This window comes from Thioclava sp. F36-6 (genome assembly GCF_002020305.1).
Classification (GTDB): domain Bacteria; phylum Pseudomonadota; class Alphaproteobacteria; order Rhodobacterales; family Rhodobacteraceae; genus Thioclava; species Thioclava sediminum.
On the sequence record NZ_MPZX01000004.1, the window covers coordinates 245,153 to 260,038 of the forward strand.

The following is a 14,886-nucleotide window of genomic DNA, read 5'->3' on the forward strand; positions in this document are numbered from 1 at the left end:
GGTCCCTCTCTGTTGAGCGGCGCGATTCTACGTCGCGTCCTGGGGTCAGGCTCGCCCCGCCAAGCCGCATCTGTCAAGAAAATTTCAGAGAAGAAAATTCTGTTACAATCATTTCTAACTTGATTCGCACGGGGGTGCCCGATTTGTCAGCAGCGACGCAAAGCATCGAAGACAGGCTCCGGACGGGCATCGAAGAGATGACCCGGACCGAGAAGCAACTCGCCGGACATATCCTGCGCCACTATCCGATGGCGCTTCTGGGATCTGTCGCGCAGCTGGCGCGGGCCGCCGAAGTGTCCTCTCCCACCGTGGTGCGATTGGCGCAGAAGATGGGCTATGGCGGCTATCCGGGGCTGCAGCAGGCGGTGCGCGACGAGTTGGAGGCGCAGCTTGTCTCGCCGCTGGTCAAACACGATCGCTGGGCGGGGGATGCGCCCGACACCCATATGATCAACCGCTTCGCCGATACGGTTCTGGGCAACCTGCAGGCGACACTGAAGCAAATCGACCATGCCGAGTTCGACGCCACCGCCGCGCTGATGGCCGACCCGAAGCGCCGCATCTTCGCGACCGGGGGCCGGATCACCGGCCCGATCGCGGCCTATTTCGTGGCGCATATGAAGGTGATCCGCCCCGGGGTCGAACTGCTCGAACCGCTCTCGAACAGCTGGCCGCCCGCGCTTCTCGAGATGCAGAAGGGCGACGTGCTGCTGGTTTTCGACATTCGCCGCTACGAATCGAGCGTGCTGCAACTGGTCGAGATGGCGGTCGAGCAGGGCGCGGAAGTCGTGCTGATCACCGACCCTTGGGTCTCGCCCGCCGCAACCCATGCGCGGTATCGCTTCTCGGCGCAGATCGAAGCGCCCTCGGCCTGGGATTCGACGGTCGCGATTCAGGTTCTGGTCGAAACGCTCATGGCCGCGATCCAGTCGCTGACTTGGGAAGAAACCTCGGCCCGCATGGCGCGGCTGGAGGCCCTTTATGACCGTGCGCGCTTTTTCCGCAGGAAATAAGGCCCAGCGCGCGCGCCTGCGCGAAAAAGCTCAGCCCGGAAACGAAAAAGTCGCGCAACCCGGATGAGTTGCGCGACTTTTTGAGTAATGGTGCCCAGGAGATGCTGCCTCGAGGGAGAAAGCAATTTTCTCTCGGGCGTCGGAAGCTCCTAGTTTCTTTGGAGAAATTTCTCCACCCAACTGCGGGTGGAATTTGCGAGAACTCCACCCGGGTGGGGCAACGGGCAAGACCTACTACTTCCGCATGCGCGTCCCGAATGAGTTTACGGACGTCGAACCCCTCCGTGAGATTAACAGGTCTCTTAAGACGAGGGACTCATCAAGGCCGAGGCACGCTGTGCCAACGTCAGGCTTGCTCTCTTCACCGAGTGGAGGGCCCGTCGCGCCGGGCGTGCCGCAGACACACGAGCTATGTTCGACGCCTCGGTCGACATACTGAAGGCCTGGGGCATGAGCTTCAGCCCGATGGCAGACCTGATTACGGGACCTCTCAGCGACGTCCATTCCCGAATCGAGGCCATTGCCAATGTGGATCCTCTGTCGCCCGCAGTCCCGGCAGCACGCGGAGCCATAGGCCTCCCCGACCTGTCTCTCAATGAGAGCCAAAGGCATGCCCATCCTGAAGGCGAATGAGGTTCGTGAGAAGAACACACGTCAACGCTTACCTATTTTCAGATGCCAGAGCGGTTTGGCGTGGGTGGAAGTCCCGCGCCCGACACGGCAGCCTGACAGGTTTGAAGCGTCACGGCGCGGCGGAATGACGACCACCGCATAGGCATGAGGTCACTCGATGGACCGTAACCGCCCTATTCCAGCGATGCCGCGAGGGCGCGCGCTGCGTCCTTGCCCAGCCGCGCGCCCGGCTCGCCCAAGACCGCGCCGCCGACTGTCTGCCCCATGCCGATCGCCTGTTCGACCGGGTGCCCAAGAAGACGGGCGGCAAGATAGCCCGCATTGAACGCATCGCCCGCGCCGGTGGTATCGCGCAACTCTGTCAGAACCGGGGTGTCGCGCCGACCAGTGTGGCCCTCGGCATGATACCAGACGGGTTGCGCGCCATCCTTCACGGCGATCTCAGCAACCCCCTGCCCACTCAATCGCTCCAAGGTCTGTTCCGGCGTCGCATCGCCCCACAAGGCAGCCTCGTCGTCAAAGCTCGGCAGCGCGATATCGGTATGGTCGAGCATGCGCAGACACGTGTCACGCGCCTCCTCCGGCGATTGCCAGAGCCGTGGCCGATAGTTCGGATCGAAGGAAATTCGCGCGCCTTCGCTGCGCAGTTTGGCAATCGCGTCGAACAGCGTCTCGCGCGCCTCCGGCGAGAGAATGGCGAGGGTGATGCCCGACACATGGGCGAGATCCGCGCCGGACAAGGCGCGCCCGAGTGTATCGGGATCATCCGCGAGCCGACGCGCCGCAGAGAGCTGGCGCCAATAGTGAAAACTGCGCTCCGCCCCCTCGAGCTCGATCATGTAGAGACCCATCTCGCGTTCGGCATCGCGCTGAACGGTGGAGATGTCCAAGCCATCCGCCTCCATCTCTGCGAGGAAACGACCGGACAGCTTATCCTCGCCGATGCGCGTGACGAAGCCCGCCCGGGCACGCGACCCAAGCAATTGCGCCGCATGCCACAGCGTGTTGAACGTATCGCCCGCATAGCCGAGGCGGAACGTGCGGCCCTCGACCGGGGCGAGTTCCAGCATCGCTTCCCCGATTGCGACCATCTTCTTCGGGTTCTCGCTCATTCGCGCAGGCCTTTCGCATCGAGGTCAAAGATGCGACCGGTCAGCCAATCGGGCCAGTCCCGCTCGAAGAACGCGCGTGCGCTCTCGTCGAAGCTGCGGTTTTGGCGGGTGTCGATCTTCAAGTCTTCCCCATCGAGACGGACGAGGATTTGCGTCTGCTTGTCGATGTCGCGCTCCGTCTTGAAGCGGAACGCGCTCAGATCCGTGTCGCGCGCCATCGGGATCGCTTCGCCCTCATCGGAACAGATCGCGCGCGCGCCGCGGCTGCCACCGCCTTGCGAGATATACTGGTCGAGCGCGGCAAGGACGGCCTCGGAGGCAAGCGCCATCTGCTGCCACTGGATCGCGCGCCCGCCATCGCCCGCGCGCTCCGGGGCGATCCCGCCGCTGCGCAAACTCCGGTTCAACTGGCGCGCCGCTGCAAGCGCTTCGGCCACGTCCTCGCCATTGCAGATCATCCCGGCATGGTCGCTCATCCGGGCCTGAACTTCGTCGCGAACCGACTTCACGGAATGCGCGCTGTCCGTGTTCAACCGTGCAAGCAGATCCGTCACCGCCGCCGTGAGGGCCTCCGATCCGACGGCATCCGGCGCATGGGCCGTGCGGCTCGCGCCGATATGCTCGCCAACGCGAGTGCCGAAAACCTGACCGGCGTTCAGGGCCGATCCGCCCGGGCGCGTCACGCCATGCGTGCCCGCCGCTTCGCCCGCGGCATAGACACCGCGCAGGTTGGAGCGCCCCCAGGGGTCGACCGCGATCCCGCCATTCATATGCTGGTTGTTCACCGCGAATTCGAGCGGCGCGGCGGCGATGTCGACCTTGTAGCGTCGGTACAGTTCGATCGCGAGCGGGTTCATGTGGCGCAGCCGGTCGATCGGCAACTCCTGATCCGCCCCGGCGGTGCCCAGATAGGTCCGCACATCCTCGTCGAGGCGGGTAAGATCGAAGGGCTGATCCCCGGGCACCGGAAGCGGATTGCGGTTGAAGTCCATGAAGACCCGGCGCCCCGCTGCACTCTCGCGCCAGATCGCCAGATCGACGAGGCTCGACGCGAAATCCAGCATCCGCGTCGCGTGGAACGGCCATTGATAGCCCTTGCGGAACACGTTGGAGGCCAGCTCCTGCGTCGTCCGGTAATATTGCGCGAGGAAATGATGCTCGCGCCCGTCGGCATCGACCGAATAGATATGCGGCAGGGATTGCACGTAGGTCCCCGAAAGGTTCCACGGGAACCCCTCGCGGCGCGTCCCGATGCCGAACTGGCTCTCGGTGAGGTTCACCAGTTCGATCCCCGCTTCAAGCGCGAGACCCAGCGTTCCGAAACAGCCATTGGGATAGACGCTGTCGCGATAAAGCTCGCCCGGCCCGCCCGCCGCTAGCACGACATTCGGCGCGGCAAACAGCACGAGACCATAGGGATTGGCCTCGCTGCGGTCGGATTTGCGGAACGCCAGCGCGCCGGTGGCCCGGCGGTCATCCCCCTCGCCTTCGGTGAGCAGTTGCACGACCGTCGTGTGGTTGAAGATCGGCACGTGGAGCCGCAGCGCCTCTTCCGCCAGTACCTTGACCATCAACCGCGAGGTTCTGGGGCCGCAACTCGTCGCGCGTCCGGTCTCGTCATGGTCGGTCTTGTAGCGCAGCGTCGCGCCGAACCGGTCCTGCGGCAGCGGCAGGCCGAGATATTGCAGCGAGGCCATCATGCGCGGCGAGCCCACCGCCTCGATATAGGCCGTGTCCTCGTCCATCGCGCCGCCAGCCCGGATCGCCCGCGCCATCGCCTGAAAATCATCCCCGTGATCGGCGGTGTTCGCGGTGTGCAGCGTCTGCTTGTCGGAGCCCGAACAGGCGGAGGTCCCGCCCCAGGCGCTCTGGCTCGCGACGACAACCTCGCCGCCGCGCCGCTTGAGTTCGACGGCGGCGCGAAGGCCCGCGGCCCCGCTGCCGACGACGAGACAGCCGGTGCGATAGACCGGCAGGGTGAGGCCCGCGACCTCAAGCATCTCCGGGATCGCCTCGTCGGCCCGCAGCCGCGGCATCTCGATATCGGTCAGGGCGTCGAGGATTTCCTGAGGAATTGCACTGTCCATGTCTTGGCTCCGTTTGCGGTCCGGTCAGCTCTGCGGAATATCGACCCAGGCGCGTTGCCGGGACGAGTTCATGCAGGCGTCGACGATCTGGGTGATGTGATGGCCTGTCTCGAAGGTCGGCCACATCGCCTTGCCGGAGACGATGGAGCGGATGACCTCCGCCGCTTCGATGATCTTGGTCTCATTATAGCCGAGCGCGAAATTCGGCAGCGGCAGGAAGGCCGCATAGGTCGGATGCTCGGGCCCGACATCGATCTCGCGGTAGCCGCGGCGCCCGATCGGATCGGCATTGGTGTAGAAGCGCAGCCGGTTCACCTCGTCGAACGTATAGGCGAGGCTGCCTTTCGTGCCGTAGATCTCATAGGTCTGCATGAATTTGCGTCCGGTCGCGACACGGCTGAAATCCACGATCCCGTTGGCGCCGTTCTCGAAGGTGCACAGAATCTGGCTCGCGTCGGGATTGGTGATATCGGCCCATTCCTCGCTGCCGGTCAGCTCTGCCGTCTCACCAAGCCCCAGCCCTTCGATCTTGGGACGGCGCGGCGTGACGATGATGTTGTTGGCAATCAGAGACGAGACGCGACCGACGAGGAATTCCATGAAGCTGAAGACGTGGCTGCCGGTATCCCCGACGATCCCGGTCGGCGCGAGCGACCCGTCGGCGCGCCACATATAGGGCACCATCGGATCTCCATACATGTCGACATGCTGGCACCCTTTGAACATCGTGATCTCACCGATCTCGCCCGCATCGATGATCTCCTTCGCGAGATCATGGACAGGGTTGCGCGGGAAGCCGTGACCGACGCGGGTGATCAGGCCGCGCGCCTTCGCGATATCGGCAAGCTCGCGCGCCTCCTCGGAGGACTCGGCAAGGGGCTTTTCGCAAAAGACATGCTTGCCCGCTTCGAGCGCGGCTTTCGCGACCTTGTAATGCAGGTTGTCGGGCAGGCAGATATCCACGAGGTCAACCTCGGGATCGGCGATCACCTCGCGCCAGTCCTGAACGATCCGCGCACCGGGCACCCGGGCGGCAAGTTCCTGCGCCCGCGCGGGATTGCGATCAACGAGGGTAACGACGCGCGCCGTACCTCCCTCGGTCCCGAAGAAATGCGGAAAGGTCTGGTAGGCCATCGTATGGACTTTGCCCATCCACCCCGAAGCGCCGAGCACGGCAACGCGGATCTCTGTCATTTGAACACTCCTCTCCTGTTCGCGCCGGTGTCTCTCCGCGCGGTCTCGTCTCTGTTTCGTCCGAACGGGCGGGCCTCCCGTCTCCCTGTCGTCTCAGCCCGCGGGCGTCTCGCCACTCGAGCCACGAATGGCCAGCGAGACCGGCGTGCGGATTTCCGGCGCCGGCACCTTGTCGTTCTCGAGCCAGGCCAGGATCGTTTCGGCGACAAGCTTCCCGAAGCCGTCAATGTCGCAGCGCACCGAGCTAAGCGGGGGCCAGGAATGGGCCGCCTCCTCGATGTCATCGAAGCCCACGATGCGCAGATCGCGGCCGACATTGCGCCCGATCTCGGCGCAGCCGGAAATCATCCCGAGCGCGACCTGATCGTTGAAGCAGACTGCGGCATCGACCTCCGGATGATCCTTTGCAAGCTCATGCGCCGCCTGCCTGCCGAAGGCGCGGCTCGCGCTGCCGGTCAGAACATGAGGCTCGAGCCCGGCCATCTCGATCGCACTCAGATACCCCGCCATACGTTCCTGCGTTACGGCCCGGCCTTCCAGACCGCCCACGAAAGCGATCCGCTTCGCGCCTTGTTCGAGGAGATGCTCGGTCGCGATGCGCGTCCCGTTCGGATAGTCCGGCGCGGCGAAGGGGAAAAGCTCGGTCCGCATCTCGACTTTGCGCAGCACCTGCATCGCCGGAATGCCCGCCCGCTGAAGCGCCTCGAAGCTCAGCGCCTCGTCGCCATAGGCGGGCGACAGGATCATCGCGGAGACGCCGTGCTCGATCATCGCCTCGACCACCTGCGCCTGCAGCTGCGGGTCTTCGTCGGTATTGGCCACGACGGCCGCATAGCCGCGGCTCGACAACGCCATTTGAACGGATGTCGCGAATTCGGTGAAGAACGGGTTGCGAAGGTCGTTGATCACGAGACCGATGAGCCCGGCCCCGGCGCTGCGCAGATTGGCCGCCGCCCGGTTATAGACATAGCCGATCTCGGCCATCGCAGCCTGCACCTGCTCGCGCGTTTTCTGCTTTACCAGGGGGCTGTTCTGGATCACGAGGCTGACGGTCGATTTCGAGACCCCGGCCTTGCGGGCCACGTCGATGATCGTCGGTCTGCGGTCGCTCGGCGCCATGTCACGCCCCTTCCGGCTGTGCCGCGATCTCAAGGTCGAAGACGAGGATGCCGTCGATCCCGCCTTGGGCGTTGGCGACGAGCTTCGCACCGAGCGCCCGGTGATCGGGATGTTCCTGATAGGCGGCGAGCGCCTCCCAGTCGCGGAAATCGACCGTGAAGCCATGCATGTAGCCGCGCTCGATCTTCTCGGGGCTCTCGGAGCGGCCCGCACAGATCGCGCCAAGCCCGTCCACCTTGCCCTCGATCGCATGCAGCTCCTCCCAGAGCGGCGCGATCTCTTCCTCGCTCAGTTCGGGTTTGAATTTGACGAGAACGATGTGGCGCACTGTCATGTCAGCCTCCATGTGCCGCGCGGATCATATCGGCGGCTTTCTCGCCGATCATGATCGCCGCGGCGTTGGTGTTGGACGAGATCACACGTGGCATAATCGAGTTGTCGACGACGCGCAGCCCCTCGATCCCGTTGAACCGCAATGTCGGGTCTAAGACAGCTCCCGGATCGGCGCCCATGCGACATGTCCCCGCGCAATGATGCGACGTTTTCGAATGGGTGCAGATGAAATCGAAGTAATCCTCGTCGGTTCGGACATCGGGCCCCGGAAGGCGCTCGGCGAGGATATATTTGCGCAGAGGCGATTGCGACAGGATTTCCTGGGTCAGCTTCAGCCCCCGGATCGACATTTCGCGATCAAGCGGATCCTGCAGGTAGTTCGGATCGATCAGCGGCGCCTTCGCCGAATCGTCGCTTTGTAGGCGGACGCTGCCGCGCGAGCGCGGGCGCAGGTAACAGGAATTGAGCGTGATACCGCCCTGCGGCATCGAGACGACGCCGTGTTCGATGCCGGTCCCGAGCCCGAGGTGGAACTGCAGATCCGGGGACCGCGCCTCGGGATCGGCATACCAGAAGCCACCGGTTTCAAACAAAGACGACGCCACCGGCCCCTTGCGTCCGAACAGATATTGCAGCCCCGCCAGCGCCGCCCAATGCGGTTTCGCATAACGGTCATAGCTATAGGGACCAGACAGTTCGCTGATGCAATAAAGGTCGAGGTGATCCTGCAGATTGGACCCCACCTCCGGCTGGTCGAAGACGACATCGATCCCGAGCGAGGCCAGCTCATCCGCCGGTCCGATCCCCGACAGCTGCAGCAGCCGCGGCGAGCCGATCGCCCCCGAGCAGAGCAGCACTTCGCTTTCCGCCCGAAGCTGCGTGCCATCGACAAGCTCGACCCCGGTGGCGCGGCCATTCTCGACCACGATCCGGCGCACCTGAGCACCCAGCTTCACCGTGAGGTTCTCGCGGTGACGATTGGGCGCAACATAGGCCATCGCAGCCGAGGAGCGACGCACGTTGCGCTGGGTCAGCTGGTAATAGGCGACCCCGTCCTGCTTCTCGCCGTTCACGTCGTAATTGCGCGGAATGCCAAGCTCGGCCGTCGCTTCGAAATAGGCCTCGCAGACCGGCAGGGGCGCGCGCGGATCGCTCACGCCGAGCGGGCCGCCCTTGCCGTGATACCGGTTCTCGATGCTCGCGTTATCCTCGGCCTTGCGGAAATAGGGCAGCACGTCCTCATAGCCCCAGCCGGTGCATCCCATCTGACGCCATTCGTCGTAATCGCGCGCATTGCCACGGGTATAGACCTGCGCGTTGATCGCGGAGCCGCCGCCGATCACCTTGGCCTGCGTGTAGCGAAAGACCTTGTTCTGCATGTGGCGCTGCGGAACCGTGTCCCAACCCCAGCTGCCGATGCCCTTGGTCATCTTCGCGAAGCCCGCGGGCAGATGATAGAACGGGTGGCGATCGCTGCCGCCCGCCTCGAGCAGCAACACGTCAGCCGACGGGTCCTCGGAGAGACGCCCGGCCAGCACCGAGCCCGCCGAACCGCCGCCGATAATGATGAAATCGTAAGTCGTCTTCATGCTGGCCTCCTTGGCCAAGTCTCTCGCCGCGGCCCGGGTGGCTCAGGCGGCAAGCTCTGTCTGTGCGATATGCTCGGCGGCGCGCAGGGCGAGCGCCGCGACGGTAAGGGCGGGGTTCACGGCGGCCGAGGTCGGCAGGACGGACGCATCGGCGATGAACAGGTTCGGGTGATCGTGGCTGCGGCAGAAGGTATCGACGACGCTGGACGCCGGATCGTTACCCATCCGTGCCGTCCCGCACTGATGCGACGGGGTCTGTCGGTCGAACGGCCGCGCAAGCACGATCGGGTAGCCCGCAGCGCGCAGTTTTCTGCGCAGCATGGCGACGAGTTCGAGATGGGCTTCCCAGTTGGAGCGCTTCCAGTCGAGCCGGATCTTGCCATCCTTCAGCGTCACGCGACTCTCGGGATTGGGAAGGTCCTCGGACATCGCGTAGAGATCGACCGAACGGTTGGCGATCCAGCTTGCCACCGGACGCGGCAGCGGCGAGGCCGAGGCGAGGATCGGACCGGAGATTTTGCCGAGCAGCTGGATATTGCCCAGCGGCGCGCCGTTCGCCCCGCCCGACAGGTAGAAATCGTTGATCGCCAACGTTTTCTGGTAGATCGCCCGGTTCCGGCGCAGCGGATGCAGCGCCAGAACGGCCGAGCAATTGTGGTTCATGAAATTGCGCCCGACCTGATCGGAACCGTTCGCCAGCCCGGTCGGATGACGCTCATTCGCAGAGGCCAGCAAGAGGGCCGCGCTTTGCACCGCGCCGGCGGAGAGCACGACGACCGATGCCGTGAGCGTCTGCGTCTGCCCGTCTTTCTCGATCTCGACCCCGCTGATGCGGTTCTCGTCACCCACGATCAGACGCTGTGCCCGCGCGCCCGTCATCAGCTCCACATTCGGGGCTTTCAGCGCCGTCGCCAGACCGACGCTTTCGGCATCCATCTTGCCGCCGCAGGTATCGGGGAACGCATCCCAAGGCGTCCGCCCATGCGCGAGCCAGCGGTCGATATCGACCCCGAGCGGCAGGGAGGACGGATGCAGCCCGACCGATTTCAACCGCCGCCGGAGCGCCTTGATATCGGGCTCGTCCGGGACCGGCGCATGGGCGTAGAGACCGGAATGGCGCGGCTCCGTCGGGTCCTCTCCAAGCTGACCGCGCACCTGATAGAGCGCCTCGGCCTTCTGGTAGAAGGGCTCGATCTCGTCATAGGCGATCGGCCAACCCGGCGTGGTGCCACCCTGATGCGCGACGGGTGAGAAATCCGCCTTGCGGTAGCGCATCAGAACCGCGCCGTAGAATTTCGAATTGCCGCCGACATTGTAGTAATTACCGGGGTTGAACGGCACGTCATCGCCATCGAGCCAGGTTTCCTCGGGCCGGTAATGACCGCGCGCGAAGATCGCGTCCGGGTCGCGCGCGTCTGGCGTGTCGGGCAGGCGTTCGCCACGCTCGAGCACCAGCACGCGCCGCCCCGTCCGGGCCAGTGCCGCCGCCGTGGTGGCACCGCCCATACCCGAGCCGATGATGATGACGTCGGCATCGCTCATGGCTGGATGCGCTCCTCCGTTTCGGGATCGAAGGCCACCGCCTTGTCCATGTTGACGGCGAAATCGAAGACCTCGCCCGCCCGCACGGTCACATCGGCCCGCATCCGGGCGATAGCGTCGCGCCCGCCCAGCGTCATCGTCACGAACGTGTCCGACCCTGCGGGTTCGGTGACGCCGATATGGTTGCGCAGCGACGCGATATGGGCGGCGTTGCGATCGGCCCCCTCCGGATCGGTGATCGTCTCCGGCCGGATTCCGAGAAGGATTTCGCGCCCGTCCCACTGAGCGAGATTGGCTTGCGGGAAGCGAAGCAGTTGCTCCACCCCGTCATGGCCCGTCACGGCGGCATGGGGCGCACCGTCCTTCACCACGATCCGCGACGGGAACACGTTCATCGCGGGGCTACCCATGAATGTCGCCACGAACACATTCGAGGGCGTGTCGTAGATTTCCTTCGGCGTGCCAAGCTGCTGCACATAGCCCTTGTTCATCACCGCGATCCGGGTCGAGAGCGTCATCGCCTCGATCTGGTCGTGGGTCACGTAGACGATCGTGGTGCCAAGGCTCTGGTGCAGCTTCTTGATCTCGGTGCGCATATCGACGCGCAGTTTCGCGTCGAGGTTCGACAGCGGCTCGTCGAACAGGAACACATCCGGATCGCGAACCAGCGCACGGCCCATCGCGACGCGCTGACGCTGACCACCTGAAAGCTGCCCCGGTTTGCGCGAGAGCAGATTGTCGATCTGCAGCATCTCCGCCACCCGGTTCATCGCGTCCTCGCGTTCGGGTTTGGGCGTGCCATGCATCTCGAGACCGAAAGTGATGTTCTGGCCGACCGTCATGTTCGGGTAGAGCGCGTAGGACTGGAACACCATCGCGATATTGCGCTTCGACGGGTGCACACCGTTCATCGTGCGCCCCTTGATCGAAATCTCGCCGGAGGTGATCCCTTCCAGCCCCGCGATCATGCTCAAGAGCGTGGACTTGCCGCAGCCGGACGGGCCGACCAGCACGAGGAATTCACCTTCATCGACCGAGATGTCGACGCTGTGCAGCACTTCGACCGCGCCGTAGGACTTGGTGACGTTTGAAATATCGAGGAGACCCATTGGCATTACCCCTTGACTGAGCCCGCCATCAGGCCGCGCACGAAGAAGCGCCCCGAGACGATGTAGACGATGAGAGTGGGCAGCGCCGCAAGGATCGCACCCGCGAAGTGAACGTTGTAGGCCTTCACGCCGGTCGAGCTTTGAACGAGGTTGTTCAAGGCGACGGTCATCGGCTGGCTGGCCTGCCCGGCGAAGGACGACCCGAACAGGAAGTCGTTCCAGATATTGGTGAACTGCCAGATGATCGTGACCACGATGATCGGCCCCGACAACGGCAGCAGGATGCGGTAGAAGATCCGGAAGAACCCGGCCCCGTCGATCTGCGCCGCGCGCACCAGCTCGGTCGGGAAGGCCGAGTAGTAGTTGCGGAAATAAAGCGTCGTGAAGCCGAGCCCGTAGACGACGTGGACGAGGATCAGCCCCGGCACCGAGCCTGCGAGCCCGATCATGCCCAGCACCCGCGCCATCGGGATCAGCACGATCTGGAACGGAATGAAGCACGAAAACAGCAGCATCCCGAACAGGATCGTGTCGCCACGGAACCGCCACTTGGTCAGCACGTACCCGTTGAGCGCGCCCATGATGGTCGAGATCGCCACGGCCGGAACCACGATCAGGATCGAGTTGATGAAGTAGGGGCGCAGGCCGGTTGGCTGAACGCCGATCTGGGCCGAGGACCAGGCTTCGCGCCAGGGCTCGAAGGTCCAGACATTGGGCAGCGCCATCATGTTGCCGCCCGTGATCTCGCTCAGAGGTTTGACCGAGTTGATCAGCATCACCGCGAGCGGCAGCAGGTAAAACAGCGCGAACAGCAGCAGGAAGAGATAGATGAAGGTGCGGGTCACGCGATTTGTGCGGATCGCGACCCCGGTATCGACGGCGCCGGACATTACTTCGGCTCCTTCAGTTCAGCGTAGAGATAGGGGATCATGATCGCGGCGATGGTCATCAGCATGATAACCGCCGACGCTGCGCCCACGCCCATCTCGTTGCGGGTGAAAGTGTAGGAATACATGAAGGTCGCGGGCAGTTCGGTTGCCCGGCCCGGGCCGCCACCGGTCAGCGCGATGACGAGGTCATAGGATTTGACCGCGAGGTGCGCGAGGATGACGAAGGCCGACAGGAAGGCGGGCCGAAGCTGCGGAATGATGATGCGGCGATAGAGGTTCCAGTTCGAGGCGCCATCCATCTGTGCCGCTTTCAGGATCTCGTTGTCGATGCCGCGCAGTCCGGCGAGGAACATCGCCATGACGAAGCCCGAGCTTTGCCAGACCGCGGCGATCACCACCGTGTAGATCGCCATGGACGAGCTCTTGATCCAGCCGAAATGGAAGCTCTCCCATCCCCAGAGATGCAGGGTATGTTCGATGCCGATGCCCGGATCGAGAAGCCATTTCCACGCCGTGCCCGTCACGATGAACGACAGCGCCATCGGATAGAGGAAGATCGGGCGCAACATCCCCTCGCCGCGGATTTTCTGATCCAGAAAGATCGCGAGGGTGAGCCCGATCGCGATACAGATCGCGATGTAGAGCGAGGCGAAGATCGCAAGGTTCTGGACCGCGATCGTCCAGGTCGGCAATTGGAAAAGCCGCCAGTAATTGTGCCAGCCGACAAGGTCGAAGCTCGGCAGGATCCGGCTGTTTGTGAACGACAGGTACCCGGTGAACACAATGAAGCCGTAGACGAAGATCAACATGGACGCGACAGAGGGCGCGAGGACGATCTTGGGAATCCATTCCTGAAGCCGGGTACGCAAGTCTGACTGGACCGGACGGGCCATTGCTCTCTCCTTTGGGGAAATGAGACGGATGGGTGGGGATACGGGCCGGTCAGATCGACCGGCCCGAGAGCCTTTTACTGAGCCAGCGACACGGCCTTGACGAGTTCCTTGGCGGCGGTCTCGGCGTCATATTCGCCGTTGAAATTCGCCGTCACCACGTCGTAGATCGCGTTCTTCACCGAAGCCGGGTCGGCATGGCCATGCGCCATCGAACCCAGCAGCGTGCCGTTCTCGCTCGCCGATTTCAGCTGAGCCATCGCCTTCTTGCCGCAAGCGTCGAACTCTTCGTCCGACACGTCCGTGCGCGAAGGAACAGAGCCTTTCACCGTGTTGAAGGCGATCTGGAACGACGGCGACATCACGGCTTTCGCCATCGCGTCCTGTGCGGCCTGCGCATCCTCGCCCACCTTGAACATCGCGAACTGGTCGGAGTTGAAGGTCACATCGCCTGCGGTCCCCGGGGTCCGGAAGCAGCCGAAATCGACCTCGGCCTCTTTGCCGGCCCGCAGGAATTCACCCTTGGCCCAGTCGCCCATCATCTGGAAGGCGGCTTCGCCATTGATGACCATCGCGGTCGCGAGGTTCCAGTCGCGGCCCGAGAAGTTCGGGTCGACGAAGCTGTGAAGCTGCTCCATGCGCTTGAAGGACTCGACCATCTGCTCGCCACCGAGCGCCTCGGGATCGAGATCGACGAAGGCCTTCTTGTAGAACTCGGGACCACCGACCGACAGCACGACGCCATCGAACATCGTGGCTTCCTGCCAGGGCTGGCCGCCCGCGGCGAGCGCGATCTTCCCGGAATCCTTCACCTTCTGCATCGCAGCGATGAACTCGTCCCAGGTCTTCGGCTCTTCGATGCCAAGATCGGCGAGCATCTTCTTGTTCGACCAGACCCAGTTGGTCGAGTGCACGTTCACCGGAACCGCGACCCAATGGCCGTCATATTTCGAGAACTTCTGCAGCGCCGCAGGCACCACGGCATCCCAGTTGCCATCGGCCGCGACCTTGTCGAGATCGGCCAGCGCGCCTTGCTGCGCCCAGTCCGAGATGTCGAAACCGAGCATCTGAACCGCGGTCGGCGGATCACCCGAGGTGACGCGCGCACGCAGCACGGTCATCGCACTTTGGCCACCGCCACCTGCGACAGGCATATCCTTCCAGCCGATGCCTTCTTTCTGCAGATCGTCCTTGAGAACGTTGAGCGCGGCTGCTTCGCCGCCCGAAGTCCACCAGTGAAGGACCTCCACATCCTCCGCCTGTGCCGACCCTGCCACGAGCGCCAGAACGCTCGCCATTTTCAGTGTCCGTCCGATGTAACTACGCATGATTTTCCTCCCTCTTGCGTTGTCGTCACACTCCCTCCCGTGCGACC

12 protein-coding genes are annotated in these 14,886 nt (G+C 63.9%); 1 reads left to right on the forward strand and 11 read right to left on the reverse strand.

The window, feature by feature from the left end:
* Positions 1–134: 134 nt before the first annotated feature.
* A complete protein-coding gene (locus BMI88_RS18405; protein WP_246831929.1) occupies positions 135–1,013 on the forward strand; it encodes a MurR/RpiR family transcriptional regulator in 879 nt (292 codons plus the stop codon).
* An 806-nt stretch (positions 1,014–1,819) separates the two neighbouring features.
* Here BMI88_RS18405 and BMI88_RS18415 read toward each other — a convergent pair.
* The 11 genes from BMI88_RS18415 to BMI88_RS18465 all read right to left on the reverse strand — a co-directional run bounded on the left by BMI88_RS18415 (position 1,820) and on the right by BMI88_RS18465 (position 14,839).
* Positions 1,820–2,758, reverse strand: coding sequence for a sugar kinase (locus BMI88_RS18415; RefSeq protein ID WP_078550979.1), 939 nt, complete (start codon positions 2,756–2,758; stop codon positions 1,820–1,822).
* A complete protein-coding gene (locus BMI88_RS18420; protein ID WP_078550980.1) occupies positions 2,755–4,845 on the reverse strand; it encodes an FAD-binding protein in 2,091 nt (696 codons plus the stop codon). The genes BMI88_RS18415 and BMI88_RS18420 overlap by 4 nt, the downstream gene beginning before the upstream one ends.
* A 24-nt stretch (positions 4,846–4,869) precedes the next feature.
* Positions 4,870–6,039, reverse strand: a complete 1,170-nt coding sequence (locus BMI88_RS18425) for a Gfo/Idh/MocA family oxidoreductase (RefSeq protein ID WP_078550981.1) — start codon at positions 6,037–6,039, stop codon at positions 4,870–4,872.
* A 93-nt stretch (positions 6,040–6,132) separates the two neighbouring features.
* On the reverse strand, positions 6,133–7,158 hold the full coding sequence (locus BMI88_RS18430; RefSeq protein WP_078550982.1) for a LacI family DNA-binding transcriptional regulator: 1,026 nt from the start codon (positions 7,156–7,158) through the stop codon (positions 6,133–6,135).
* A 1-nt stretch (position 7,159) separates the two neighbouring features.
* A complete protein-coding gene (locus BMI88_RS18435; RefSeq protein ID WP_146673626.1) occupies positions 7,160–7,492 on the reverse strand; it encodes a Dabb family protein in 333 nt (110 codons plus the stop codon).
* A 1-nt stretch (position 7,493) separates the two neighbouring features.
* Complete coding sequence (locus tag BMI88_RS18440) at positions 7,494–9,080, reverse strand: GMC family oxidoreductase N-terminal domain-containing protein (RefSeq protein WP_078550984.1); 1,587 nt, start codon at positions 9,078–9,080, stop codon at positions 7,494–7,496.
* 42 nt (positions 9,081–9,122) lie between these two features.
* The gene (locus tag BMI88_RS18445; RefSeq protein ID WP_078550985.1) at positions 9,123–10,622 is read right to left on the reverse strand and encodes a GMC family oxidoreductase; all 1,500 of its coding nucleotides are present in this window, start codon (positions 10,620–10,622) and stop codon (positions 9,123–9,125) included.
* Entirely contained in the window at positions 10,619–11,731 is a 1,113-nt protein-coding gene (gene ugpC / locus BMI88_RS18450; protein WP_078550986.1) for a sn-glycerol-3-phosphate ABC transporter ATP-binding protein UgpC, read from the reverse strand. The genes BMI88_RS18445 and ugpC overlap by 4 nt, the downstream gene beginning before the upstream one ends.
* Positions 11,732–11,736: 5 nt before the next feature.
* Positions 11,737–12,621, reverse strand: coding sequence for a carbohydrate ABC transporter permease (locus BMI88_RS18455; protein ID WP_078522164.1), 885 nt, complete (start codon positions 12,619–12,621; stop codon positions 11,737–11,739).
* Positions 12,621–13,514 (reverse strand): sugar ABC transporter permease, encoded by an 894-nt coding sequence (locus BMI88_RS18460; protein WP_078522163.1) that lies wholly within the window; start codon positions 13,512–13,514, stop codon positions 12,621–12,623. Before BMI88_RS18460 ends, BMI88_RS18455 begins: the two co-directional genes overlap by 1 nt.
* A 74-nt stretch (positions 13,515–13,588) precedes the next feature.
* Positions 13,589–14,839, reverse strand: coding sequence for an ABC transporter substrate-binding protein (locus tag BMI88_RS18465; protein ID WP_146673627.1), 1,251 nt, complete (start codon positions 14,837–14,839; stop codon positions 13,589–13,591).
* Between the last annotated feature and the right edge of the window lie 47 nt (positions 14,840–14,886).